The organism is Sphingomonas sp. BE138, from assembly GCF_031456125.1.
Taxonomy (GTDB): Bacteria; Pseudomonadota; Alphaproteobacteria; order Sphingomonadales; family Sphingomonadaceae; genus Sphingomonas.
Window position 1 is genome coordinate 158,585 of the sequence record NZ_JAVDUC010000005.1, and the last position, 25,388, is coordinate 183,972.

Here is a 25,388-nt window from a genome sequence, read left to right on the forward strand (position 1 = left end):
GGTGATGCGTGTTGGGGAGCTGGTCATGTTCAGGAAGATGTCGGTCGGTCTCGGGTCTGCCGCGCTGGCGCTGGTCGCGCTGACCCCGGTGGCGGCGCAGGCGCAGCGGTATGTCGAGCGCGACTATTACGAGCGCGAGTATCGTGGCTATGACGACGATGGCTATCGCGATCACGACCGTGCGTATCGCGGCGCCTATCGCGACGGCTGGAACCGGGGGCCGCGCTATGCCGAATACGACCGCGGCGGCTATTATCGCGACGACCGCGGGTATCGCGACTATCGCGACAACGGGCGGTATCGCTACAATGCGCGCTGCCAGAGCGGGACGACCGGGTCGGTGGTCGGCGCGATCGCCGGCGGGCTGCTGGGACGCGTGATCGACTCGCGCGGCGACCGCACGCTCGGCACGGTGCTGGGCGCGGGCGCGGGTGCGCTGGCGGGCAATGCGGTCGAGCGGAGCAACAACCCGCGGTACTGCCAGCGGTGATCGAACGCGCGGGCTGTCGAGGCGGAGGGACCAGGTGACCTGGCCCTTTCGCCATGACGGAACGGCGGGCACGGGCGCGGGCGTCGACGGCAGAGCCGCCGGCTTGACGTCTGACGGGATCGGCCTTGCCGCCCCGCCGGCCGGACCGGTCGCTGCGCGGCCAGTCGGCCGGCGCATCGCTGCGGGCGCGGCCGCGGCAGCGACCGGTCACATCTTCGCCAGCAGCTCCTTGATGGACACGAATGCAAAGCCGACCGAGCTGTCCGCAATGCCATACGGCATGAACAACTTGTCGCCGTGCTTCATCGCGCCACAGGTGTAGACGACGTTAGGCACATAGCCTTCGCGGTCCTGATCCGCCGCCGCCAGGATCGGCGAGCGGGTCCGGCCGATCACGCGCGCGGGATTGTGCTTGTCGAGCAACGCCGCGCCGATCGAATATTTGCGCATGGCGCCGACGCCGTGGGTCAGCAGCAGCCAGCCCTCGTCGATCTCGATCGGCGGGCCGCAATTGCCGATCTGGACGAACTCCCACGGGAACACCGGTTTCAGGATCAGCTCGCCGTCGTCCCAATGCGTCAGGTCGTCCGTGCGCAGCAGGTACAGGTTCTCACCGTCCTGCCGCCCTATCGAGAGATATTCGCCGCCGACCTTGCGCGGGAAGAGCGCGATGCCCTTGTTGCGCGCCGCGCTGCCGGTCATCGGAATCAGGTCGAATGCACGGAAATCGCGCGTGCGCAGCAGCTCCGACTGGATCGTCGCGCCGTTATAGGCGGTATAGGTGCCCAGCCACTCCTGCGTTCCGTCGTCGTGGGTGAAGTGGACGAGGCGCAGATCCTCGAGCCCCTTCGACTGCGCGTCGGTGATCGGGAAGATCACCGTGCCCGACAACGTGCTGTCGCGGTGGCGATACACGGTGACCGGCCCGGTGGGCGGCGCTTCCTCGTCGGTGCCGGTCGCGTCGGTCGCGGTCGCGAACGGCGGCTCGGGCGCCAGCTTCAGCTCGTTGTCGCTGGTGATGATCCCTTCGCGGAACGCCACCGAGGAGATATGCCCCTCGCCGACCGCGCGCAGGCTCATCACGATCCGCTGCGCACCGTCCTCCATCCCCGACTGATCGGGGTGCGGGACGGCACTGGGATTCATCAGCGCGGCGGCGGCGTAGCTGTATTCGTGGCAGAAATAGGCGCCGATCAACTGCCGCTTCTCGTCCGAGATGCGGCTGCCGTCGAGGCCGTGCGCCGCCGCGATCTCGTCGTAGCGGGTCATGAACACGCGCCGCGTCTGCCAGTGGCGCGCCTCGAAGTCCTTGAGCACGAGGTCGAGCTGGTCGCGCGCTTCCTGCGGCGACATGTCCATGACCTCGCTGATCAGCCGCTGCGAACGGCTGATGCCGTTGGCATTGGCGATCCAGCCGATGTGGAAGGGGCGCACGACGACGCGCGACGGATCGGCGTGCAAACGCAGCCGGTGGTTGAACAGCTCCAAGGACTAGCCTCGTGGTTGGTGACGTCGAACGCGGGCGCCGCAGCCGTCAGGCCGAGACGCGCGCCGTCCCTGCCACTTTTCCGAGGCGCTTTGATAGCCCTGAAATCGCGCACGACGCCATTTGCAGCGCAAGGATCGATTCGGCACCCTGGTTGCGGTTCAGACCCGTCGGCATCAGCCCATCGAAACAGCCGCCGTCGCGCTGCGTCGCCAGCGGCAGATCGAGGTCGTTGACGCCGAGATACCAGTCGTAGGCGCGCTTCGCCTCCTCGTACCAGCGGGCGTCCCCGGTCGCGTCGAACGCCGCCGCGCACGCATCGATCGTCGCCTGCGCCTCCAGCGGCTGCTGATCGAACGGCAGCGGATCGGCATAGACTCGCCCGAAGCTCTCCGACCCGACCGCGCGGAAGTGCCCCTCCGGGGCGGTCTGGCGCGCGACGATCCAGTCGAGCGTGTCCAGCCCGCACGCGATCAGGTCCGCGCGGTTGAGCGCCATACCCGCGCGCAACATCGCCTCGGGCAGGCGGGCGTTGTCATAGGCCAGCACGATCTCGAACCAGCCCCATTCCGGCCGGCGCGCGGCGTCGAGCAGCGCGAGGTGCTCGTCGGGGAAGCGACGCAGAATCTGCAGCGCCATCTCATGGCCGGGCGACGCCTCCAGCATCGCCGCCGCACCGAGCATCGCGAACCCCTGTGCGCGCGGGCTGCCGAGTTCCAGCGCGAGGCTCGCGGTGTTGTCGAAGATCGCCTTCGCCCAGTCGCGATGCTTGGGCTCGCGTGCGTCGCGCGCGGTGACACCCAGCGCCCAGAGCGTGCGGCCGTTCGAATCCTCCGAGCCGACCTCCTCGCACCACGTCCGGTCGAAATTCATGAAGTTGCGGAAGCGCCGCGCGTCGGGATTCCACGCATATTGGACGAACGAGGCGTAGATCGTCATCCACTTGTCGCGGACGGAGGGCTCCAAATCCTCCACCATGCTCATCAACATCAGCGCGCGGGCGTTGTCGTCGATGCAATAGCCGTGGCGGCGGTCGGGGACCGAGAAGATCGAATGCTGGAGCATGCCCGTCGCGTCGCTCATCCGTTCGACCGCGGCGATATCGGGAGGCAGCACCTGTTTGTCGGCCTTGCCCGGATGCGGCAGTCGCTGCGTCCGGGTCGCCAGGCTGGCCATCAGCTCGTCCATCGCCTTCTCCACCACGCGCGGCCAGATCATCGTCCGGCCCCGCGCATAAGCCCGGGCCGACAACCGCGCGAGATTGCGCGAACTGCCGAGCAGGTCGTTGATTTCACGCGCGAACGCGGCCGGGTCACGGAAGTCGACGAGCACGCCGTGCCCGTCAGCGAGGATCTCGGTCGCATGGACGTAAGGGGTCGACACCACCGCCTTGCCGACGCCGACCGCGTAGCTGAGCGTACCGCTCGTGATCTGCGCGGGGTTCAGGTACGGCGTGGCATAGATATCGGCGGCCTGCAGATAGTCGATCAGGTCGTCATGGTCGACGAACGCGTCGATGAACGCCACGTTCGCGCCGACGCCCAAGCGCTCCGCGCGCGCCTTGAGCGAGTCGCGATACTTCTCGCCCTCGTGCGCGACCAGATTGGGGTGCGTCGCGCCGAGCACGACATACATCGCCTCCGGGTTGCGCTCGACGACCGCGGGCATCGCCTCGATGATCGTCTCGATCCCCTTGCCCGGCGCCAGCAGCCCGAAGGTGAGGATTACGCGTCGCCCTTCCCAGCCGAACCGCGTCTTGAACGCGTCAGGCTCGGCGAACGGCCGATCGGGGACGCCGTGCGGGATGGTCGCGATCTGCTTCGGATTAGCGCCATAGACGCGCTCGAGAATTTCGCGCCCGCGCTCGGCCATGACGATGACCTTGGCGGCGCGACGCAACAACCCTTCCAGCACCGTACGCTCGGCCGCGCTGGGCTTCTCGAGCACGGTGTGGAGCGTGACGATCAGCGGGATCGACACCCGGTCGAGCAGCGCGAGGATGTGCCCGCCGGCCTCGCCGCCGAAGATGCCGTATTCATGCTGGAGCCACAGCACCTGCGCACCACTGTTCTCGATCGTGCGCGCGATGGCGACGTAGCTGTCGCGATCGTGCTGCGGAATCGCACCGACCACCGCCTCGGGGTAATCGTAGCGGCCGGGATGGTCGTCCATCGCGTAGACGTCGACCTGCATGTCGGGGAAACGCGCGCGGAGCGCGGTGTATGTATCGGTGGTGAAGGTCGCGATCCCGCACTTTCGCGGCAGGAAATTACCGATCAGCGCGATATGCCCGACATCCAGCGCTCCGGTCGACTGCTTCATCCCCTTGCCCTTGCCGATGGTACGCGGCCCGATGCCTGCGCGTTCGCGAAGATGAACCGACATTAAGACGAAAGGTTGCCATAATTCCGCAATGCAGCATCCGCGAACGGGTTGATCGCGATCAGTTCACCCGCGTCCGCGGTACGGCGCGACCCCCTGATCGGGCAGCCATAGGCCGGCAGGCGCCGCGCCCGATTGCCAGAACACGTCGATCGGCATGCCGCCGCGCGGATACCAGTAACCGCCGATCCGCAGCCATTGCGGCTGCATCTCGCGGAACAGTCGCTCGCCGATCCCCACCGTGCAATCCTCGTGGAAGGCGGCATGGTTGCGGAAGCTGCCCAGGAACAGCTTTAGCGATTTCGATTCGACGATCGTCGCGGCGGGGGCGTAATCGATCACCAGATGTGCGAAGTCGGGCTGCCCCGTAACTGGGCAGAGCGAGGTGAATTCGGGCTGGGTGAAGCGCACCAGATAGGTGGTGCCGGGGCGCGGGTTCGGGACATAGTCGAGGACCGCTTCCTCCGGCGAGGCGGGAAGCGTGCTGGTCTGGCCAAGGTGCATCGGGGTCATGCGCGCGCACATAGGCGCTCGCGTGCGCGATTGCGACCTGTTCACCGCGGCGCGCGCCTGCGACCTGTTCACCGCGGCGTCCGAAGGGCTATGGGAAGGCGATGCACGATCTCGTCTCCACCGAATGGCTCGCCGCGAACACCGGGGCGCCGGGCCTGCGCGTCCTGGACGCCAGCTACCATGTCGGGCTGCCCGGCGAGCCGCCGCGCGACGCCGCCGCCGAGTTCGCCGCCGGCCATCTTCCGGGCGCGGCATTCATGGACCTGGCGGCGTTCGCGGAGCCGGGCGCGGCGCTGCCCTCGACCATGCCGGGCGCGACCCACTTCGCGGCGCTGGCCGGGCGGCTGGGGCTGCGTGCGGACGACCGGATCGTGCTCTACGACGACGCGCCGCACCGGACCGCGGCGCGGGCGTGGGTGATGTTGCGCGCGTTCGGCTTCGCGCAGGTCGCGCTGCTCGATGGCGGACTGGCGAAGTGGAAAGCGGAGGGGCGGCCGCTGGAACAGGGAACGCCCACGCCGGCGCCGACGACGGTGGATGTGGCCGCCGCCGGGGTCGGGGTGCTCGACCTCGCCGCGATGCGGAAGATCCAGCAGGAAGGGACCGTGCAGATCGTCGATGCGCGCTCGGCGGCGCGCTTTACCGGCGCGGAGGCCGATCCGCGCACCGGCGTGGCACTCGGTCACATTCCGGGGTCGCGCAACCTGCCCTATCCGCGGCTGTTCAACGCCGACGGGACGTGGAGGCAGGGTGCGGCACTCACCGACGCGTTCGCCGCCGCCGGAATCGACCCGAACAAGCCGATGGCGATGACCTGCGGTTCCGGAATCACCGCCAGCGTGCTGGCGTTCGGAGCGCATCTGCTGGGGCAGGAGGCCGCCGTCTATGACGGCAGCTGGACCGAATGGGGCGGCGACCCCACCACGCCGAAGGCGACAGGTGAAGCATGAGCGACCGCGACGACATCCGCCCCGCGACGCGGCTGGTCACCGGCGGGCGGCGCAAGGAGTGGACGGCCGGGGTTGTCAACACGCCGGTGTGGCGCGCCTCGACGATCCTCTACGACGACGTCGCGCACCTGCGCGCGACCGGCGCGCGCGATACCCACCACCGGCTGTTCTACGGCCGGCGCGGCACGCCGACGCAGTGGAGCCTCGCCGATGCGTTGACCGAGCTGGAGCCCGGCGCGGAAGGGACCTTCCTCTATCCCTCGGGCGTGGCGGCGGTGGCGGCGTGCCTGCTGACCTTGCTGTCGCCGGGCGACGAACTCCTGCTGGTCGACAGCGCCTACGACCCGACGCGCGGGATCGCCGACAAGCTGCTGGCGCGGATGGGGGTGACGACGCGCTATTACGATCCGATGATCGGCGCGGGCATCGCCGAACTGATCGGCGAGCGAACGCGCGCGATCTTCATGGAAAGCCCCGGCAGCCTCACCTTCGAGGTGCAGGACGTGCCCGCGATCGTCGCCGCCGCGCAGGCGCGCGGGGTGGCGACGGTCATCGACAATACCTGGGCAACGCCGCTGCTGTTCCCGGTGATCGGGTTGGGCGTCGATTATGCGATCCTGGCGTGCACCAAGTACATCGGCGGGCATTCGGACGTGATGATGGGGTCGGTCACCGCCGGGCCGGGGCGATTCGCGGCGCTTCGCGAGACCAGTTTCCAGCTGGGGCAGGTGGTGAGCGCCGACGACGCCTATCTCGCGTCGCGCGGGCTGCGCACGATGGGGGTGCGGCTGGAGCGGCACGAGGCGAGCGCGCTGCGCATCGCGCAGTGGCTCGCGGCCCGGCCCGAGGTGGCGCAGGTGCTGCATCCCGCGCTGCCCTCCTGCCCCGGGCACGACATCTGGACGCGCGACTTCCGCGGCGCGGCGGGGCTGTTCTCGTTCGTGCTGGCGGGGGGCGACGATGCAGCGCGGACGGCGTTGATCGACACGCTCGACCACTTCGGGATCGGTTACAGCTGGGGCGGGTTCGAGAGCCTGGCGGTGCCGGTCGATCCGCAGCGCCACCGCAGCGTCACCGATCGCGCCTTCGCCGGGCCGGTCGTTCGGTTGCAGATCGGGCTGGAGGATGCCGACGACCTGATCGCCGATCTGGAGCGCGGACTCGCGGCCTGGCGGGCGGCGCGGGGGGTATAGCGGCGTCGTCCCCACGCTGGCAGGGGGAGACGGTAGACTTCCCCTTCGTCACCCTAGCGAAAGCTGGGACTTCTTTCCACCAGCGATGCCGATGCGGCACGTCATCCCAGCTTTCGCTGGGATGACGTTGGTCGGGGAGAAAGCGTCAGTTCTGCGGCGTGGGCTGCGCCGCCGGCGCGGTCGCCGCGCCACCGGCCGCCGCCCGCGCGTCTTGCCCGTCGCCTTGCGGGGCGGCGACGATGTCGTTGGTCGTCTGCCCCTTGTCGATCACGTTGGTGGCCGGATCGCCCACGCCCGAGCGGATGCCCGGCGTCGCGGCGCCGGTGCCGCCGGCCTGGTCGATCACGCCCGTCTCGCCCGCGCTGCGCGCGGCCGGGCCGCCGAACAGCGCCTCGATCGCCTGCGCCTGCGGGTTGTTGCCCTGCGTCCGCGCGGCACCCGGCTGCGGCGGGACCAGCGCGAAGTCGGGCGGGATAATCAGCGGCGCCTGCCGCGCGACCGCGAACTCGTCGGGGCGCGCCCGGTCGTAGCCGCGCTTGCCGCAGCCGCCCAGCAGCCCCAGCGCCGCCATCCCGGCCACCACCACCACAGACTTACGCATGGACATTCTCCGAAATCTCGTCGCGCTTCTCGCGGATCAGCAGCGCGCGCACCAGCAAAATCACCACCCCGATCGAGATCGCGGCATCGGCGACGTTGAACACCAGGAAGGGCCGCCACTCGCCGAAGTGCAGGTCGGCGAAATCGACCACATAGCCCAGCCGCACCCGATCCAGAATATTGCCCAGCGCCCCGCCCAGCACCAGCCCGAGCGCGAGTTGGTCGGCGCGCTTGCGCTCCCGGAACATCCACACCGCCACCGCGATCGCGATCGCGGCGGTGAACGCGACCAGCAGCCAGCGCGTCACGTCGGTCTCCGCGCGCAACATGCCCAGCGACACGCCCTCGTTCTTGGTGAAGCGCAGGTCGAAGATCGGCAGCAAGGTGCGATAGGCGCCCAGGAAGTCGATTCGCAGCGGCCCGGTGACGAACCACTTCACGACCTGATCGACGACCAGCACGACGCCGGCGACCAGCAATCCGGCGCGCGGGATCACGCGGTGCCTCCGGTCACGTCCGCGCAACGTCCGCACAGGTCAGCGTCGGCGGCGACGTCGGGCAGGTGACGCCAGCACCGCCCGCACTTGTGGTAATCGGTGCGTGCGACGTCGACGGTCGGCGCCTCGTCGACCCTGGCGACGATGAACACCTCCGCCAGCGCATCTGCCGCCAGCGGCAGTTCGGGGACGGTCACCTCCGCCTCCAGGCTGGAGCGGATGGTCTTCTCGCGGCGCAGCGGCTCGATCGCCTCGGTCACGCGCTCGCGCAGCTGCCGGACCGCCAGCCAGCGCTGTGACACGTCCTCGCCCGCTTCCGCAGGCAGCGACGGCCATTCGAGCAGGTGGACCGAGCTGTCGTCGCTCGGGTAACGCGCCTGCCACACCTCCTCGGCGGTGAAGACGAGGATCGGCGCGGCATAGCGGACCAGCGCGTGGAACAGCACGTCGAGCATCGTGCGATACGCGCGCCGCTTCACGTCGGTCGCGGCATCGCAATAGAGCGAGTCCTTGCGCACGTCGAAGAAGAACGCGGAGAGATCCTCGTTGCAGAAGTCGGTCAGACGGCGGACGTAGCGGTTGAACTCGTAGGTCTGCGCCGCATCCTTCAGCTCGCGGTCGAGCGCGTGGAGCAGGTGGAGCATGTACCGCTCCAGCTCCGGCATCTCGGCGACGGGCACGCGCTCTCCGTCGGTGAAGCCGTCGAGCGCGCCGAGCAGGTAGCGGAAGGTATTGCGCAGCTTGCGATAGCCGTCCGACGCTGTCGCCAGCACTTCCTTGCCGATCCGAACGTCGTCGAAATAGTCGGTCGACACCGACCACAGCCGCAGGATGTCCGCGCCCGACTCGCCGATGACCTTGAGCGGATCGACGACGTTGCCGAGCGACTTCGACATCTTCCGCCCCTGCCCGTCGAGCGCGAAGCCGTGCGTCAGCACCGCATCGTACGGCGCACGCCCGCGCGTGCCGCACGATTCGAGCAGCGACGACTGGAACCAGCCGCGATGCTGGTCGGAGCCCTCGATGTAGAGGTTCGCGCGCGTGCCCTCGCCGTAGCGCGCCTCGACGACGAACGCATGGGTCGAGCCCGAGTCGAACCACACGTCGAGAATGTCGTTGACCGGCTCGTAATCGGCGAGGTCGTAGCGGTCGCCGAGCAGTGCCTGGTGGTCGGCGGTGAACCACGCGTCCGCACCGCCCTCGCGAAAGGCCGCGATGATGCGATCGTTGACCGCCCGGTCGTTCAGATACTGACCGGTCTGGCGGTGGACGTAGAGCGCGATCGGCACGCCCCAGGCGCGCTGGCGGCTGATGACCCAGTCGGGACGCCCCTCGACCATCGAACGGATGCGGTTCTCGGCGCGGGCCGGGACCCATTGCGTGCGGCCGATCGCATCCAGCGCGACCTCGCGCAGGGTGGCGGCGTTGCCCCCATCAAGCCCTCTCCCCTCCGGGGAGAGGGTTGGGTGAGGGGTCGGGGTCTCACCGAGAACGGCCTCTCCATGAGACACCTGCCCCTCACCCAAACCCTCTCCCCGGAGGGGAGAGGGCTTTGAATTGGCGTCCATCGGGATGAACCATTGCGGGGTCGCGCGGAAGATCACCTTCGCCTTCGACCGCCACGAATGCGGGTAGCTGTGCGCGAAATCGTCGCTGGCCGACAGCAGGTTGCCGGTCGCGCGCAGGTCCGAGCAGATCGGCCCTTCCGCGCTGACGAACTTCTTGTTGATGACGCTGCCCTGCCCGCCCAGCCACGCCCAGTCGGCGCGGTACATGCCCGCGCCGTCGACCGCGAACACCGGATCCAGCCCGTGCGCCTTGCACAGCAGGAAGTCGTCCTCACCGTGATCGGGGGCCATGTGGACGAGCCCGGTTCCCGCGTCGGTGGTGACGAACGCGCCCTCGAAGAACGGGCGTGGAGTCGCGAAGAAGCCACCCAGATGGTGCATCGGGTGGCGCGCGGTCGCGCCCTCCAGCACCGGCCCCTTGATGAGCGCGATGATCTTGCCCATCGGGATGCCGGTCCGCTTCGTGAAGGCGGGCATCAGCGGTTCTGCGACCAGATAGCGACGCCCGTCATGCTCGAACTGGAGGTAATCGACCGCCGACCCGTAAGCGAGCGCCTGGTTGACGGGGATCGTCCACGGCGTCGTCGTCCAGATCACCGCCAGCGTCCCCGCCAGCCCCGGATATTCGGGGCAGTCGATCACCTCGAACCCGACGTCGATCTGGGTCGAGACGATGTCCTCGTATTCGACCTCGGCCTCGGCCAGTGCGGTCTTTTCGACCGGGCTCCACATCACCGGCTTCGCGCCGCGATAAAGCTGGCCGCTTTCGGCGAACTTCAGCAGCTCGGCCGCGATCGTCGCCTCGGCCTCGTACTTCATGGTCAGGTACGGGTCGTCCCAATCGCCCATGACGCCCAGCCGCTCGAACTCCTGCCGCTGCACCGCGACCCATTTCTCGGCATAGGCGCGGCATTCGGCGCGGAATTGCGCGACCGGCACCTGATCCTTGTCGAGCTTCCTGGCGCGATACGCCTCCTCGACCTTCCATTCGATCGGCAGGCCGTGGCAGTCCCAGCCGGGCACGTAGGGCGCGTCATAGCCCATCAGGGTGCGGCTGCGGACGATCACGTCCTTCAGCACCTTGTTCATGGCATGGCCCATGTGGATGTCGCCGTTGGCGTAGGGCGGGCCGTCGTGCAGGATCCAGCGCTCGCGCCCCAGCCGCTCGCGCCGCAGCCGGTCGTACAGTCCGATCCGCGTCCAGCGGTCCAGGATCGCGGGCTCCTTCTGCGCGAGCCCCGCCTTCATCGGAAAGTCGGTCTTCGGCAGGAAGACGGTGTCGCGCCAGTCGCGCGCGTTATCGGATGCGTCGGCCATGTTATCGTATGCCTTAACCATGCGTCAGCGCGCCAGCAACTCGCGGGCGCGGACGCAATCCCTGTCCATTTGCGCGATCAATGCGCCGAGCCCGTCGAACTTCGCCTCGGCGCGCAGCCACTCGATCAGCTCAACCTCGATCGTCTGGCCGTACAGGTCGCCGCTGAAATCGAAGAAGTACGGCTCCAGCAGCTCCTTGGGCGGATCGAACGTCGGTCGAATGCCGAGGTTCGCGGCACCGTCCAGCACCCGACCGTCCCGCAGCCGCCCCCGCACCGCATAGATGCCGTACGCCGGGCGAAGGTACGGCCCCATGTCGAGGTTGGCGGTCGGATAGCCGATCGTCCGTCCGACCTTGTCGCCGTGCTGGACCACGCCCTCGATCGCAAAGGGTCGCGTGAGCAGCCGCGCGGTGCCGCGCATGTCGCCGCCGCGCAGCGCGGCGCGGATGCGGGTAGAGGAGACCGGCTCACCGCCGAGCAGCACCGCGCCGACCGTGTCGACCGAGAAGCCGGACGCCGCGCCGGACCGACGCAAGGTGGCGATGTCGCCGCTCTTGGCGTGGCCGAAGGTGAAATCCTCGCCGGTCACGACTCCGCCGATCCGCAGCGCCGCCACGAGCCGCTCGGCGACGAAGGCGTCGGCGGTGAGCGAGGCGAGCGCGGCGTCGAAGTGAAAAACGACCATCGCGTCCGCCCCCGCCGCGGCGAACAGCCGCTCGCGCTGGTCGAGCGTGGTCAGCCGGAACGGTTCGGCGTCGGGGCGGAAGTGACGGACCGGATGCGGATCGAAGGTGGCGACGAGCGCGGGCCGCCCCTCGGCACGCGCCCGCTCGACCGCGCGCGCGACCACCGCCTGATGCCCCAGGTGGAAACCGTCGAAATTGCCGAGCGCGACGATCCCGCCCGCCAGATGCGCAGGCACCGTCGCGCCGCCGTCAAGCCGCTGCATCGCGCGCCCTTAGCCGGAGCATCGTCACCGTACCAGCGTCACGAAATCGAATGCCGGGCGGTCGCCATCGGCGGGATGCGACTCGCGGGCCACCTCGCGCCAGCCGATGAACCCGGGAACGACCGCGTCGCCCGTCGGCGTGCCATGCACCTCGGTCAACTCGATGCGATCGGCGCGGTCCAGCAACAGCGCATAGATCTCCGCACCGCCGACCACCGCCACGTCGCCGGCGCCGGCGAGCGCCAGCGCTGCGTCGACGTCATGCGCCACCTCCGCGCCCGCCGCCGACCACAGCGGGTCGCGCGTCAGCACGATGTGGCGGCGGCCCGGCAGGGGTGCGGGAAAGCTCTCGAACGTCTTGCGTCCCATGACCATCGGCTTGCCCATGGTCAGCGCCTTGAAACGCTTGAGATCGGCCGGCAGCCGCCACGGCAGGCGGCCGTCGACCCCGATGACGCCATTGTCGGCGCGCGCTAGGACGAACACGATCATGCCCGCCTCGCTACGCACGATCGGGGAGCGAGGGAAGCGCGCATCATGCCGGATCGAGCCGACTGGTCAGCGTCCAGCGCGACTCGCCCTCCAGCCCCAGCGCGGTGAGCCGCCCCGAGCGATAGGCACCGGTGTCGATCGCGATACGGTTGTGGCGGTAATCGACCGCGGGCACGATGGTGTGGCCGTGCACCACGACCATGCCGTGATCGGCACGGCTGTTCAGGAAGGGCTTGCGGATCCAGCGCAGGTCGCGCCCGTCCTGCGCGTCGAGCGGGACGCCGGGGCGGATGCCGGCGTGAACGAACAGATAATCCCCGATCCGTACCTGATCGAGCGTGGCGCGCAGGAAGGCGGCGTGACCCTCCGGCATCGCGCCGCGCAACATCGGCGGCAGGGCATCCGGATCGTCCCAATACGGTGCGGCGTCGATGCCGTAGCTGGCCAGCGTATCGGCGCCGCCGTGCCGCAACCAGTCGACGACGCCGCCGGTCTCCCCGTCGAGGATGGCGAGCAGCATCTCCTCGTGGTTGCCGCGCAGGACGTAGCGCTCCGCCTGTTGCCGACCGGGTCGGGCCAGCAGGTCGATCACCGCCGACGAGGCCGGGCCTCGGTCGATCAGGTCGCCGAGCAGCACGACGTGCAAGGCGTCAACGGGCCCGCGTCGCGCGTGGTCGTCGGCGATCCAGCCGAGCAGCGGGTGCAGCAGGTCGGCGCGGCCATGCACGTCGCCGATCGCATACACGCGCACGCCCGGCGGCACCTGTGCGCGTCGTGCCGGCGGGAGGCCGAGCAGGTGGCGGATATTGATCACGGCCGCGCGACGCGGGGGCAAGCGCGTGGCGCGGCGGAGAACAGGTCGAGGACGCGTCGGTGCGGGGTCACAAGGACCGGCGCTATAGCACCATGATCCTAATCAGGCCCTACCATTGGCACCGATCACGCCGGACCGGCGCGATACGCCGGCTGCACCGTAGCGAGCGGAGCAGGACGAAGAAACGGCGGCATGCCGCCGGGACATGCCGCCGCTTCTACCGATCGTCGCCCGCAGCGGTCGCCGCCGCGGACGATCAGGTCATCAGATCGCCTGCGCGAAGCGCACCGACGGACGACGACGCATCGCGTAGCCGACGACGCCAAAGCCCAGGATCATCAGCGCCCAGGTGCCCGGCTCCGGCACGGCCGGGGTCGAGCGGAACTGCACGAGCACGCTGTACTGTCCCAAAGGCTGGTCGGTGGTCTTCGCGAACGAACCATTTACGGTCAGCTTCTGCGGGTTCGGGCCGGCAATCAGGCCACCGGTCGGGGTGACCGCGTTATACTGGTCGAGATTCTGCTTCAGGCTGAGCGGCGTTCCGTTCAGCAGGACCGAGGTGAACGACAGTCCGCCCGTCAGGGTCAGCGTGATCACGCTGGCACCGAGGTTGCCCATCGGGGTCGGCGTCGTGAACGAAAACACGTCGGTGAACGAGCCGTTGGTGTCGACATCGACGATCTTGCCGCCGTTATACAAACCGGACGACGACAGATCGAGCGGAATGGTATAGTCCGCCGCCATCGCCGGCGCCGCGGCGATCAGCGACGCCGCGACCGCGGCAGCCCCAAAAAATTTCTTCATATCAAAAATCCCCTTGCACCCTGTTGAACGTCCGTCCGTACCACTTCCGCGACCCGCCGATTCCTGGCGTCGGTGCAACCTTGTCCCGAGGCACCGCTGAGTCGCTCTATTGCATCTTAATGCTTTCCAAACCATCGCTAATTTGTTCGGCCGCTCCACATCGGGACAATCCGAGGCAGGTTGGCTCTACGATGACGCGCGCAGGCACGGCGCGCAGGTAAAATGCGAGAAGCGGCGTTTCGACGCACCGCAACATGGGTCAGAACGTCCTTAAATGGGACGGATCGACATGATGGTCAGACAAAGTGGGCCAGCGGCGTGCGTGCGGAGGGTTCAATTCGTGTGTTACCGTCGCCCTGCGCCGCTCCGCCCGGCGCGCATCGCCGTTCCGATGATGACGGCAAGTCCTGACAATTCAATGATCCAGTTGCGCCTCATGCCGAATAGACGGGCACTGATGTAGATGTCGGCATGATGAAACGATGCTGCACGGATCACGACGTAAGTAGTCACGAAGATTACACCCGCCTGCGCATAACGTATGTTGCGTTGCAGCGCCGCCGCACGTTGCCACAACATGCCTATCGCAATTGCACTACCCACCGCGACCATCAATATGAACGCCGCCTGAAGCGCACGGCGCTGCTCGTACCAGCCATATCGCAGCGCCACGGCGCGGCCGATCTGCGTCAGCAGGGTTTGAAGATCCAGCTGCTTGTTGATCCCCAACAGCAACATCAGGAGCGCCACCGCCCTCCAGAACCGGGCGGCGCCACGGTCGGTCGGATCGGCGCGGGCGGCCAGCCCGCACATCGCGGCGGCGGCGAGATAAGCGACGACGGTGATCCATCCCAGCGCACTCGGGTCGCCGATCCCCGGCGTCCAGCGCCCGCTCACCGGGTGCGGGCGCGCTGCCAGGCGTGGGCGAGCCGGAAGACCCGCGGCCCGTCGACAAGGTAGCGCCGCCACAAGCGCCCGGGCTGCGACGCCAGCCGGTGCGCCCATTCCAGTCCGAGCCGCTGCACGACGCGTGGCGCGCGGCGCTGCCGTCCGGCGATGAAGTCGAGCGAGGCGCCGATGCACAAGGCGCAGCCGGTCGCCCCGCCCGCCGCCGCGATGCGCCCGGCAAGCACCTCCTGCTGCGGCGAGCCGACCGCGAGCAGCACGAAGCGTGCAGCCGCGGTGCGCGCGAACGCGACCGCCGCGGCCAGCGCGTCGGGATCGCGGAGCATCCCCATCGGTGGGACGTGCTGCACGAGGTCGAGCGCGGGATTGCGCACGCGCAACGCGGCGAGGAGCGCGGCGTCACCACCGATGATCGCAATCCGATCGCCCGGTCGGACAACTTCGTCGAACAACCGTACCGTCACGTCGCTGCCGGGCGCCAGCGGTAGGTCGACGCCATAGACGCGCGCGAGGCGCACCAGCACCCGGCTGTCGCACAGCACCAGCCGCGCCGCGCGGTACGCCTGCCATAGTTCGCGGCCGAGCGCATCCGCCTCCCCCAGTGCCTCCAGGCGGACGACATGGTCGACGTTGGGGGTAACGACATAGGAGAAGGCGTCGCCCGCATGGACCCGGGACAGCCAGGCGACCGCCGCATCGGCGTCGAGCAGATCGAAGTCGATCCCCAGAAATTCGCGGCGCAGAGCCGCGGCCTCAATAGGCATTTTTGTCGAACGCCAGGTTCACGACCGTCTCGACCATGATCCTGAGGTCGAGACCCAGCGACCAATGGTCGATATAATAGCGGTCCAGCTCGACCCGGCGCTTGGCGCGCTCGATCGTCTGGATCTCGCCGCGCAGACCACGGACCTGCGCCAGCCCAGTGATGCCCGGCTTGACGCGGTGGCGCGCCGCATAGCCGCGGACCGCGTCGAAATAATAATGGTCGCCGACCTTCATGTGCGTGGCGTGCGGGCGCGGACCGACGATCGACATGTCGCCGCGCAGCACGTTCCACAATTGCGGCAGCTCGTCGATGCTCAGCTTGCGGATCAGGCGGCCGACCGGCGTGACGCGCGCGTCACCCTTGGTGGTCCGCGCCGCACCGCTCACGTCCTGCCGATCGACGTACATCGAGCGGAACTTCCACACCATGATTTCGCGGTTGTTGAAACCGAAGCGCTTCTGCTTGAAGATGATCGGACCGGGGCTGGTCAGCTTTACCGCCACCGCAGTCAACAGCAACAGCGGCGACAGGAAGACCAGCGCCAGCGTGGCGACCACGACATCCTCGAGGTCTTTCACGATCGTGTTGCCGTCGCGCATCTGCCGCTGCCACAACGTCAGCACCGGGATCTGCCCCACGAAATTGACGCGGTAGTCGGGAGCGAGCGCGATCGCCTCGCGCGGGATCAGCGAGACGTCGATCGCGACTTCGCTCAGCTTCTCGATGATGAGCTCGATCCGCTCGCGCGTCATGTCCGACAACGCGATCAGCACCTGATCGACCTCGCCATCGCGCGCCATCGCCAGCAGTTCGGCGAAGCCTCCGATGAAGGGCAGGTTGCCGGGCAGTTGCGGACGCTCCACCGGGGAATAATCGTCGGCGACCCCCACCAGCATCAGTTGCGGCAGCGCCTGCATCTCGAGCATCCGACACGTCCGCTTTACCGTGTCCTGGTCGGCGCCGTACAGCACCACGCGCTGCCGGATCCGGCCGCGGTTGGCGAGCCGCCGCAGCGTGGCGCGCAGCACGAAGCGGCTGACGAACAGCAAGCCCGTCGCCGATCCGACATAAGCCAGGGTGAGCCCGCGCGAAACCTCGTCGACCAGCCCGAACTGCCAGACGATCGCACTGCTGAGCAGCGCCGACATCAAATAGTCGAGCGCGACTGCGGTGTCGCCCGATTGCAGCAGCGAGAACGACTGGCTGTATACCCCGCGCGACTGGCGGATCAGGAAAAAGGCGACGCCGGCGATGAAGCCGGCGGCGGTGTGCACGCCCGGCACCACCGTCTGTCCGACGATAACGGTATACAGAAGGAACGCCACCGGTACGCTGACGATCAGGCACAGCAGGTCGATCGCGAACACCATCGAAGGGATCACGTTGGAGGTGAAACGCCGCGCCTGTACCGATCCCGAACTCGCCACCCGTTCCCGTCCTGCCCCGCCCGGATCGTCCGGACCACCCGCGCGCCGCGCTACCATTGCGCGCGTGCTAGCTGTGTTTGTTCAACAAATTGCTTCTGAACCGCGGCAAGCTCGTCGTTGCGGCCGGCCTTGACCAGAAAATTCCGCAAACCGGCGAACAGCAGCGGATCGGCGCCGCCGATCTCCTGGATACCCGCGCGATACGTGTTCTCGGCCAGCTGCGGTTGCCCGGCGAGCGTGTAGGCGCGTGCCAGCCGCACGCGATCGTCGGCCGAGCGCGGCTTGCTGGCCACCAGCCGCTGCGCATCGAAGACCGCCTGCCGCCCGCGTCCGGTGCGCAGATACAGGTCGGTGCGTGCGCGCAACGCAGTGATGTTGCCGTCGTCGAACGCCAGCACCGCATCCAGCAGCTTCAACGCATCATCGTTGCGCCCCTGCATCGCCTGCGCCTGCGCGAGCAGCGCAAGCGGCGCGGCGTTGGCGGCGGTGACCGGCAGCGACACCAATGGCGCGACCAGCGCCTCCCCTTCGGCCGCCTGCCCGGCCATCATCAGGAAATAGGCGTAGCGCATCTTGTCGCCCGCCGACGCCTGCGGCGCCAGCGCGCGCACCTCCGCCAGCGCACGGTCGCGCGGTTCATACCGCAGGAACAATGCCAGCATGTCGATCAGCAGGCCGCCATGCTCGCCGCTGCGCATCATCGGCAGCAACATGTCGTGCGCCGCGTCGCGCTCGCCCAGTCGATATAGCGTTCGCGCATAATTGACGCGCAGACCGACGTCCTTGGGACGAAGTTCCAGTTCGCGGCTCTGCGCATCCTTTTGCCCGGGCAGGTTGCCGAACCGTCCCGACAGGTCGCCGAGCGCATCGAGCGCCGAGGCATCGCGGGGGTGGCCGGCGACGAAATCGCGCAGCAGCGTGAGGGCCGGCTCCGCTTTCCCTTGCCCCGCCAGCGCGCGCGCCTTCAGGATGGTGGCGTTCGAGTCGTCGACGCGCGACGCCAGCACCGTCTCCGCGCGCTTCAAGGCTCCGTCATAATCGCGGTTGCGCAGCGCCACGAAGCCGAGCGTGGTCTGCGGCGCCGGATCGTCGGGACGCAGCAGCAGCACCTGCCTGGCGTAACGCTGCGCATCCTCGCTATGGCCACCGATCACCGCCAGATCGGCCAGCGCCTGCAGAACCGCCGGATTGCTGTGATCGAGCTCGTTGGCGCGAAGATAGGCGTTGAACGCGCCCGAATAGTCGCCGAGCGCCAGCTGCACGCTGCCCAGTTGCTGCCAGTAATCGGGGTTGGCGTCGTCGTAGGCGACCGCCTTCTGCATCGCCAGCCGCGCCATGAACGGGTTGTTGTCGGCCATCGCCGATTCGTACATCGCCGCAAACTTGGCGGCGCGCTCCTCGCGCGAGCGGCACCCGGTGAGCAACATCAAGGCGGCACACGCCGCCACCGTCACGCGCCGCGCCGGCCGTCGCGCCGCGACCCGCTGTACCATAATAGCACGCACAAGAATGCTGCCCATCCCCGACAATCTCGTACGTACTTCGTAAGGAAAATGCTGTAAGGCACCTGACGGTCAGCGCTTTACCCGATAAGGGGCGGGCTGGCAAACGATGGAAGCCGAAGGGCAGGTTGGCGGTGCCGGCGCCCGCCGCTCGGCAAGGGGGATGACATGAAGACCAGGCTTTTCGGCGGCATCGCCCTGTTGCTGCTTCCGGCACTGCCGGCGTCCGCGCAGCAGCAGACGGCCGCCCGGCCGCAGGCCGCGGCGCAGCCGGCCGCGCTGGCCGCCTACCGCATCAATCCGGGCGACGAGCTCGACATCTTCGTATGGGGTGAGGAGCGCCTGCAACGCACCGTGCGCGTGCTGCCCGACGGCACCTTCTCCTTTCCGCTGGTCGGCAAGGTCGACGCGCTGAACGCGCTGCCGGGCGAGATCGAGGCGCGCATCACCAAGGGGCTGGAATCGCAGTATCGCACCGCGGTGCCGCAGGTCACGGTGTCGGTGAAGACCCCGGCAGGGCTGCAATTCTCGGTGCTGGGCAAGGTGCGCAGCCCGGGCTCGTTCAACCCCGGCCGCTACGTCAACGTACTGGAAGCGTTGAGCTTTGCCGGTGGCCCGGCCGAGTTCGCGCAGCTGGGCAACGTCGTCATCATCCGCAAGACGCCGACGGGCGCGCAGGCGATCCGCGTCAAGCTGAACGATATCCTGAAGGGCTCGGTCAGCGACGTCAGCAATGATTCGCTGCCGCTGGTGCGCGGCGGCGATACGGTGATCGTCCCGTGATGCGCGCCGCAACGCTCTCGCGCGGCGCCGCCGCGGCGCTGCTGACCGGCGCGCTGGCGACACTTTCCGCCGCGCCGGTCGGTGCGCAGGAAACGCGCGCCGCCGTCGACGTGTCGGCGGGCGCGAGCTATTCGACGAACCCGTTCCTGATCCGCGACCGCGGCCGCGATACCGGCGCCTTCGCGACCGAACTGGCGATCACCCCGCAGGTCACGTTCCTGGACGAGCGCAACGAAGCGACGCTGCTCGCCCGTTACAGCCGCAGCGATTATCTGACCCGCTACAGCGCCGCCGAATTGTACGGTGTCGCCGCGCAGGCGCGCCGCGCCATGACCCCGACACTGAACGCGCGCGCCGATCTATCGTTCGACAGCTCGATCATCGGCCAGAACGGGCTGGGCGTCGTCGGCGTGGTCGACCCGACCCCGGGCCCGGATCTCGGCACCCCCGACATCGCGGTCATCGGGCTGAACCAGCGCCAGAATGCGATCGTCGCCGCGCTCGGCGCCGACTGGCGGGTCGCGCCTCGCGACACGCTGACCGGGCAGGTCAGCATCAATCGTATCAGCTACGGCCGGGAATCGGGCGCGCTGCTGTCGTCGCGCAGCACCGCGGCGACGGTCGGCTATAGCCGAGCACTATCGGAGCGGACCAGCGTCGGCCTGCAAGGGTCGGGAACCTGGATCGACTACGACCGGCCCGGCTATTCCGGGCACACCTATGCGCCGCAGGCGACGCTGACGCATCAGGTCAACCAGCAGCTGAACTTCACCCTGGGCGCCGGCGTGATCTTCGTGTCGTCGACGACGCCGGCCGGCACCTCGAACGTCACCGGCTTCTCGGGCAATTTCAACGGGTGCCGCACCGCCGGCCGCTCGACGCAGTGCGTGCGCGCCTATAGCGACGCGCAGCCGACCGGGCTGGGGGACGTCTCGCGCCGCTGGGGGGGCGCGTTCGATTATTCGTACCGCCTGCGCGAAAACGACGTTCTGCGCGCCTCGGTAGACTATTCGCGGCTGACCGCCACGTCGGACATCACGTTGCAGGCGCCGCGCGTCGAGTATCTGAACGCCAGCGTCGCCTATGAGCGCGCGGTCACGCGGCGGCTCTTCGCGGGCGCCTCGGTCGGCTATCGCCAGGCGAGCGTCAGCGGGCTGGGTACGCCGTCCGACACGATCTTCAGGCTTTTCCTTCGTACCAGATTGGGCGACCGCCGGTGAGTGACAGCGTAGATACCGAAGAGTCGTCGACCGACGGCGGCGGCTTCATCAATTACATCCCGCGCATCCTGTGGGAGCGCAAATGGCTGGTGATCGTACCGTTCGTGGTGCTGTCGATCGCCGGGGTCGCGGCGGCGCTGCTTTTGCCGCGCATCTACCGGTCGAGTGCGACGCTGCTGGTCGAATCGCAGGAACTGCCCTCAACGCTCGTCACCTCGCCGATCAACACGATCATCGACCAGCGGATCGCCAAGATCCGCGAGCAGGTGCTGAGCCGCGGAGACCTGATCGAGCTCATCGAGCAGAACAACCTGTACGCCGACGAGCGCCGGTCGAAACCGCTGTCGTCGATCGTGACCAAGATGCAGGACGCCACCAATCTCGCCGCGGTCAGTGGCGATATCGGCGGCGGCGGCGCGCAGCCCGGCGGCACCAACACCATCGCGTTCACGATGAGCTACGATTACTCCGATCCTGCCAAGGCGCAGGCGGTGATGCAGAGCTTCGTCAGCCGCTTCCTGGAAATCGACGCCACCACCATGGCGGCGCAGGCGAACAACACCGTCGACTTCCTGCAGGACCAGTCCAGCAAACTGACCGACGAGATCAACCGCATCGAGGCGCAGATCACCGCGATCAAGGCGCGCAACGGCAGCGCGCTGGCGACCGGCGGCGTGGTGATGCCCGCCAACACGGGCAGCTACAGCGCGCAGATCGCGCAGTTGCAGAGCGAAAATCGCCAGCTGATGGCGCAGATGCAGCGCAGCGGCGGCAAGGACCCGATGGTCCAGCAGGCCGAGGCGGCGCTGGTGGCGGCGCGCGCGGTCTTCGCGGAGAGCCATCCCGACGTGGTGCGCGCCAAGTCGCGGCTGCAACAGGCCAAGGAAATCGCCGCGTCGCAGGGCGATAGCTCCGACAATGCGCTGGTGCAAAGCCAGATCCAGGCGAACAACGCCCAGATCGCGCAGCTCCAGCAATATCGCGCCTCCGACGAATCGCGTGCGGCGGCCGGCATGGCGGCGCAGTCGCGTGCGCCGGTACTGCAGGAGCAAGTGTCGCAGCTGGAGGCGCGCGCCAGCGGCCTGCGCGAGCAGCTTCGCGACATTTCGGGCAACGTGCTGCGCGCGCAGAATTCGGCACGGATGGCGCAGGAGCAGAAGGGCGAGCGCCTGTCGGTGGTCGATCCGCCCTCCTCGCCCGACAAGCCGGTGTCGCCCAACCGTCTGCTGCTGATCGGCGGCGGGATCGGCGCCGGGCTCGGGCTGGGCGTGATCCTGGCGCTGGCGCTCGAGCTCTTGCTGCGCCCGATCCGCGGCGTCGCCCAGATCAAGTCGCTCGGGCTGGAGCCGCTAGCGCTGGTGCCGACCTTCACTCCCGACCTGGCGCCCGGCGAGAAGCCGCGTCGCTTCCGGCTGCCGACGCTGCGGCGCGCGCGCCGTCGCGTTGCCGCGCAGGAGGGGCTGTGATGACCGAGGTAGTGATGACGAAGATCACCAGCGACCTGCGCCCGGAGGCGCCGATCCCGACGCTTCAGGACGCGGAGCAGTTCGCGTGGTCGACCGCAGTCGCCAAGCAGCGCGGCATCTACGGCTTCGACAGCCGCGACGTGCGGTCACGCCCGTTCAACCTGATGCGGTCGCGGCTCCTCAAGCTGCACCGGAACAAGGGCTGGCGGCTGTTCGGGGTCGTCTCGGCGACCCCGGCGGTCGGCAAGTCGTTCGTCGCGACCAACCTGTCGGCGGCGCTGTCGCGCACGCCGGGGATCGACACGACGTTGGTCGACCTCGACCTGCGCCGCGGCTCGATCGCGGCCAATTTCGGGTTGCCGGTCGAGCGCGGCATTCGCCACTTCCTGGAAGGCAGCGTGCCGGCGCTTGACGCGCTGGCGGTGCATCCCGAAGGCGAACGGCTCGTGATCCTGCCGACCGACAACGCCCCTGCGCGCTCGGCGGAGTTGCTGTCGTCGCCGCGCATGGATGCGATGGTCGCCGCGATGCGCGCGCGCCCGACGCACAGCCTGTTTCTGTGCGACCTGCCGCCGGTGTTCGCGAACGATGATGCCACGATCGTCACCACGAAGCTGGACGCGTTCATCCTGGTTGTCGAGGAGGGCCGCACCACGCGCAAGCAAATCCAGGACGCGCTGCACGTGCTGGACCAGGCGCCGTGCGCGGGCGTGGTGCTCAACCGCTTCGACGGCGGGCTGCTGGCCGATAACTACGGCTATGGCTACGGCGCCGGCTACAGCGACTATTACAACAAGTGAGCCGGAGGGGGCGGCGCGATCGGCGCGCCGCCTCCGCGACGGTTCGCGCGTCAACGCAGGATCTTCTCCGCATCAATCAACTGCACGTCGTGCATCTGGTTGAGATAGGCCTCGTAATAGCCTTTGTGCGACGCGCCTACGATCGCGAGCAACCGCGTGCCGGGATGCAGCCCGAGCACATCCCGAATGTTGGCGACCATGCGCAGGTTGCGCGTCTCCCAATAGCCGACATACTGGCGTCCGAACCGCTGCGGCGACGGCTCGACCAGCGTCGCGCCGAAATCGCCCTGAAAGGCGAGTGCCTGGGCACGTGCCGTGTTCGCACCGCGATACAGCGCCAGCACGCCGCCAGACGCGCCGATATCGGCGTCGAGTTGCCTCGCGATCGCCTGTCGCTCGCGTGCCGCGGGATTGTCCCACGCATGCGAGATCGCCGCATCGGAGGCGGCTTCCTGCTCCGGCGGGGTCGGACTGTCCGCGCTGTGGTCGTCGACCGAATAGAGCCGTTCGAGGCCGACGCGCGCCGCCAGCGCCGCGCCGACCCATTCGGTCTCGCCCGGCCGCGCCCAGCGACGCTCCAGTTCCGCGACCATCGCGACGTCGAGCCCGTCGCTGACCCGCCGCTCAGCGGACGGCAAGCGGAGCCATTGCACCATCGCCGATCCCGGTTCGCCCGCGGCAAGGAACACCGCGGCGAGGCGCCGGCGCTGCGCGGCGCCGGGTGACGCCGGCCAGGCAGCCAGTAGCCGCTGGGCTTCCGCATTCGCCGCGGGGACGTCGAGGTTCAGCGCCTTGCCGGCGGCGGACGGATCGGGGCAATATATCGCCACGCTCTGAGAATAGCGCACCGGGAAGCGGCGCATCGTATCGCACAGGAGCCCGGAGAGGTTTTCGGTCGCGATCGCCTCGGGCTTCCATGCCGCGAGCCGATCGAGAAGCGGCGCCAGCGCGTCGCGGCGGAGCGTCTTATAGGCGGACAGATGCGGGCCGCCAAGCACCAGCACCTGGTTGGGAGGACCGGCCGGCGGCCCCTTCATGCGATCGGGACGAAAGGTGGGGCGATATTCTTGAGCGGAAGCAGCCACCGCCAGCATCCCGCAGAGAATCGTTGCCGCGCCCAGCATCACGCCTTGTCCGAACCGCATCGTCACCCCCCAGTATCATGGAGGTGTATCATAGAAGCGACACGCCTTGCGGCAAGTGCCGCGCCTTCGCGAGCGAGGCATTGGGGGCCGGCCGGAACGCCGGCCCCGTAGGCGCTTACTTCGTCGCCGCAGCCGCCGCCGGGGTGGCGTTTGCGGCCGGCGCATAGCCCGGCTGGTACTCGATCTTCGCCTTGGAGCGCAGCTGCTTGACCTCGTTGGTCAGCCCGCTGCGCGCATTCTGCTGCCGCAGCCCGGCCAACGCGGCCTTGCGCATGTCGTCCTGCGACATCGACACGGGCTCACGCGCGGTGATGACGTTGGCGTAGAGCTTGCCATTAGCGGGCAGCACGAACGGCTCGGTCGGCGGCAGCGAGAAGATCCGCTTCAGCGCCTCCGGCGGCACGCTGGCGGTGTCGAGACGCCCGCTGGTGCGCGTGAACGGGATCTTCAGCCGGGTCAGCGTCGCGGCAACCGCATCCAGCGAATGCGCGTCGGCCAGCGGCGCCAGCGCCTTGGGGTCCGACGGCGGCTCGATCGCGATCTGCTGCAACGCCAGGATCTGGCGCTGGCCGAAGGAATAGGGATTCTGCGCGATGAAGGCGTCGACCGCCGCCGGATCGGGCAACTTCTGGCTGCCGGCCTGCCGCTCCGCATTCATCGCGATCAGCAATTCCTCGGTCATGCGGCGCTGACGACCGATGAAGTCGGGCGACTTGTCGACGCCGTTCTTGCGCGCTTCCTGCGCCAGCAGTCGGCGATCGATCAGGCCCTGCAGCAATTGCTGGCGCGCCAGCTTCTGGTCGGCGCCCGGCGGCACGTTCGCGAGCTGCAACTCGGTGTTCAGTTCGCCGGCCGAAATCTCCTCGCCGTTCACGACCGCGACGCTCTGGCCGGTCGCCTTGCGATCGCAGGCCGCGGTCGCCAGCGACAGGCCCACCATCGCGAGCAAGGCACCACGCTTCAACATCATCTCATCCCCCCTTGGGTCAATCGGTATGGCGGCGTTACTAGCACCGGCTGAACAAATCCTGTAGTGCCCCGCTACAGCTACGGGAACTTTGAATGGAAACGGTCTACGATTGGGTCACGCTGGCCATCTTCGCTGGCCTGGTCGTGCTGTTCCTGCAGCGTTCGATGGGGGATGACCACCGGGATTCAATGCTCGCCTATCTGGCCGGCGCCGGCATCTGCGGGCTGGCCAATTATCTCGGCAACGAAGGGCACGACCTGCTGGCGACTTTGCTGATCGTCGCTAATCTGGCTTTTATCCTGTTGGTTCTGAAGCCGATCGATCTGCGCCGCCGGTCCTGATCGTA

The 25,388-nt window shown here is 68.3% G+C and carries 24 protein-coding genes; 8 read left to right on the forward strand and 16 right to left on the reverse strand.

From position 1 onward, the window contains the following. Positions 1-25: 25 nt before the first annotated feature. Positions 26-490: a glycine zipper 2TM domain-containing protein gene (locus J2Y58_RS08915; protein ID WP_310101718.1), complete on the forward strand. Its 465-nt coding sequence runs from the start codon at positions 26-28 to the stop codon at positions 488-490. 207 nt (positions 491-697) lie between these two features. Here J2Y58_RS08915 and J2Y58_RS08920 read toward each other — a convergent pair whose 3' ends face one another. The 3 genes from J2Y58_RS08920 to queF form a co-directional block, all read right to left on the reverse strand. Further along, positions 698-1,978 (reverse strand): glycoside hydrolase family 130 protein, encoded by a 1,281-nt coding sequence (locus J2Y58_RS08920; protein ID WP_310101720.1) that lies wholly within the window; start codon positions 1,976-1,978, stop codon positions 698-700. Between the two features lie 46 nt (positions 1,979-2,024). After that, positions 2,025-4,298, reverse strand: a complete 2,274-nt coding sequence (locus tag J2Y58_RS08925; protein ID WP_310101723.1) for a glycosyltransferase family 4 protein — start codon at positions 4,296-4,298, stop codon at positions 2,025-2,027. Between the two features lie 126 nt (positions 4,299-4,424). Continuing rightward, positions 4,425-4,871, reverse strand: a complete 447-nt coding sequence (queF, locus tag J2Y58_RS08930; RefSeq protein WP_310101725.1) for a preQ(1) synthase — start codon at positions 4,869-4,871, stop codon at positions 4,425-4,427. Between the two features lie 101 nt (positions 4,872-4,972). Between queF and J2Y58_RS08935 the strand changes: the two genes are divergently transcribed. Both J2Y58_RS08935 and metC read left to right on the forward strand, forming a co-directional pair. Further along, the gene (locus J2Y58_RS08935) at positions 4,973-5,821 is read left to right on the forward strand and encodes a sulfurtransferase (protein WP_310101728.1); all 849 of its coding nucleotides are present in this window, start codon (positions 4,973-4,975) and stop codon (positions 5,819-5,821) included. Beyond that, the gene (gene metC, locus J2Y58_RS08940) at positions 5,818-7,014 is read left to right on the forward strand and encodes a cystathionine beta-lyase (RefSeq protein ID WP_310101731.1); all 1,197 of its coding nucleotides are present in this window, start codon (positions 5,818-5,820) and stop codon (positions 7,012-7,014) included. The genes J2Y58_RS08935 and metC overlap by 4 nt, the downstream gene beginning before the upstream one ends. 145 nt (positions 7,015-7,159) lie before the next feature. On the opposite strand, the gene J2Y58_RS08945 is transcribed toward metC, so the two are convergent. From J2Y58_RS08945 to J2Y58_RS08995, 11 genes are all read right to left on the reverse strand, one after another. Further along, positions 7,160-7,615, reverse strand: coding sequence for a DUF3035 domain-containing protein (locus J2Y58_RS08945; protein ID WP_310101734.1), 456 nt, complete (start codon positions 7,613-7,615; stop codon positions 7,160-7,162). Next, positions 7,608-8,111, reverse strand: coding sequence for a signal peptidase II (gene lspA, locus J2Y58_RS08950; RefSeq protein WP_310101736.1), 504 nt, complete (start codon positions 8,109-8,111; stop codon positions 7,608-7,610). The genes J2Y58_RS08945 and lspA overlap by 8 nt, the downstream gene beginning before the upstream one ends. Further along, positions 8,108-10,996, reverse strand: a complete 2,889-nt coding sequence (gene ileS, locus J2Y58_RS08955) for an isoleucine--tRNA ligase (protein WP_310101739.1) — start codon at positions 10,994-10,996, stop codon at positions 8,108-8,110. Before ileS ends, lspA begins: the two co-directional genes overlap by 4 nt. 24 nt (positions 10,997-11,020) lie before the next feature. Beyond that, positions 11,021-11,947 (reverse strand): bifunctional riboflavin kinase/FAD synthetase, encoded by a 927-nt coding sequence (locus tag J2Y58_RS08960; RefSeq protein WP_310101742.1) that lies wholly within the window; start codon positions 11,945-11,947, stop codon positions 11,021-11,023. A gap of 24 nt (positions 11,948-11,971) precedes the next feature. Further along, a complete protein-coding gene (locus J2Y58_RS08965; protein WP_310101745.1) occupies positions 11,972-12,439 on the reverse strand; it encodes a dihydrofolate reductase in 468 nt (155 codons plus the stop codon). Between the two features lie 43 nt (positions 12,440-12,482). Next, complete coding sequence (locus J2Y58_RS08970) at positions 12,483-13,253, reverse strand: metallophosphoesterase (RefSeq protein WP_310101749.1); 771 nt, start codon at positions 13,251-13,253, stop codon at positions 12,483-12,485. Between the two features lie 264 nt (positions 13,254-13,517). After that, entirely contained in the window at positions 13,518-14,057 is a 540-nt protein-coding gene (locus J2Y58_RS08975; protein WP_310101751.1) for an FxDxF family PEP-CTERM protein, read from the reverse strand. Positions 14,058-14,402: 345 nt separating this feature from the next. After that, positions 14,403-14,795, reverse strand: coding sequence for a hypothetical protein (locus tag J2Y58_RS08980; RefSeq protein ID WP_310101754.1), 393 nt, complete (start codon positions 14,793-14,795; stop codon positions 14,403-14,405). A gap of 155 nt (positions 14,796-14,950) precedes the next feature. Then, positions 14,951-15,727: a WecB/TagA/CpsF family glycosyltransferase gene (locus J2Y58_RS08985; RefSeq protein ID WP_310101756.1), complete on the reverse strand. Its 777-nt coding sequence runs from the start codon at positions 15,725-15,727 to the stop codon at positions 14,951-14,953. Continuing rightward, positions 15,717-17,213, reverse strand: a complete 1,497-nt coding sequence (locus J2Y58_RS08990; protein ID WP_310101759.1) for an undecaprenyl-phosphate glucose phosphotransferase — start codon at positions 17,211-17,213, stop codon at positions 15,717-15,719. Before J2Y58_RS08990 ends, J2Y58_RS08985 begins: the two co-directional genes overlap by 11 nt. Continuing rightward, positions 17,207-18,649: a tetratricopeptide repeat protein gene (locus J2Y58_RS08995; RefSeq protein ID WP_310101762.1), complete on the reverse strand. Its 1,443-nt coding sequence runs from the start codon at positions 18,647-18,649 to the stop codon at positions 17,207-17,209. The genes J2Y58_RS08990 and J2Y58_RS08995 overlap by 7 nt, the downstream gene beginning before the upstream one ends. A 177-nt stretch (positions 18,650-18,826) precedes the next feature. Between J2Y58_RS08995 and J2Y58_RS09000 the strand changes: the two genes are divergently transcribed. From J2Y58_RS09000 to J2Y58_RS09015, 4 genes are read left to right on the forward strand one after another with little or no spacing between them, the layout of a single operon-like run. Then, positions 18,827-19,441 (forward strand): polysaccharide biosynthesis/export family protein, encoded by a 615-nt coding sequence (locus tag J2Y58_RS09000; RefSeq protein ID WP_310101764.1) that lies wholly within the window; start codon positions 18,827-18,829, stop codon positions 19,439-19,441. After that, positions 19,438-20,661, forward strand: a complete 1,224-nt coding sequence (locus J2Y58_RS09005) for a hypothetical protein (RefSeq protein WP_310101767.1) — start codon at positions 19,438-19,440, stop codon at positions 20,659-20,661. Before J2Y58_RS09000 ends, J2Y58_RS09005 begins: the two co-directional genes overlap by 4 nt. Then, positions 20,658-22,127, forward strand: coding sequence for a Wzz/FepE/Etk N-terminal domain-containing protein (locus J2Y58_RS09010; RefSeq protein ID WP_310101769.1), 1,470 nt, complete (start codon positions 20,658-20,660; stop codon positions 22,125-22,127). Before J2Y58_RS09005 ends, J2Y58_RS09010 begins: the two co-directional genes overlap by 4 nt. Beyond that, the gene (locus J2Y58_RS09015; protein ID WP_310101771.1) at positions 22,127-22,927 is read left to right on the forward strand and encodes a CpsD/CapB family tyrosine-protein kinase; all 801 of its coding nucleotides are present in this window, start codon (positions 22,127-22,129) and stop codon (positions 22,925-22,927) included. The genes J2Y58_RS09010 and J2Y58_RS09015 overlap by 1 nt, the downstream gene beginning before the upstream one ends. A gap of 50 nt (positions 22,928-22,977) precedes the next feature. On the opposite strand, the gene J2Y58_RS09020 is transcribed toward J2Y58_RS09015, so the two are convergent. Together J2Y58_RS09020 and J2Y58_RS09025 are read right to left on the reverse strand one after the other, a co-directional pair. After that, positions 22,978-24,072, reverse strand: a complete 1,095-nt coding sequence (locus tag J2Y58_RS09020) for a DUF5694 domain-containing protein (protein WP_310101773.1) — start codon at positions 24,070-24,072, stop codon at positions 22,978-22,980. A 115-nt stretch (positions 24,073-24,187) separates the two neighbouring features. After that, entirely contained in the window at positions 24,188-25,042 is an 855-nt protein-coding gene (locus tag J2Y58_RS09025; RefSeq protein WP_310101776.1) for a SurA N-terminal domain-containing protein, read from the reverse strand. 92 nt (positions 25,043-25,134) lie between these two features. On the opposite strand from J2Y58_RS09025, the gene J2Y58_RS09030 reads away from it, so the two are divergent. Continuing rightward, a complete protein-coding gene (locus J2Y58_RS09030) occupies positions 25,135-25,383 on the forward strand; it encodes an XrtV sorting system accessory protein (protein ID WP_310101779.1) in 249 nt (82 codons plus the stop codon). The last annotated feature ends 5 nt before the right edge of the window (positions 25,384-25,388 follow it).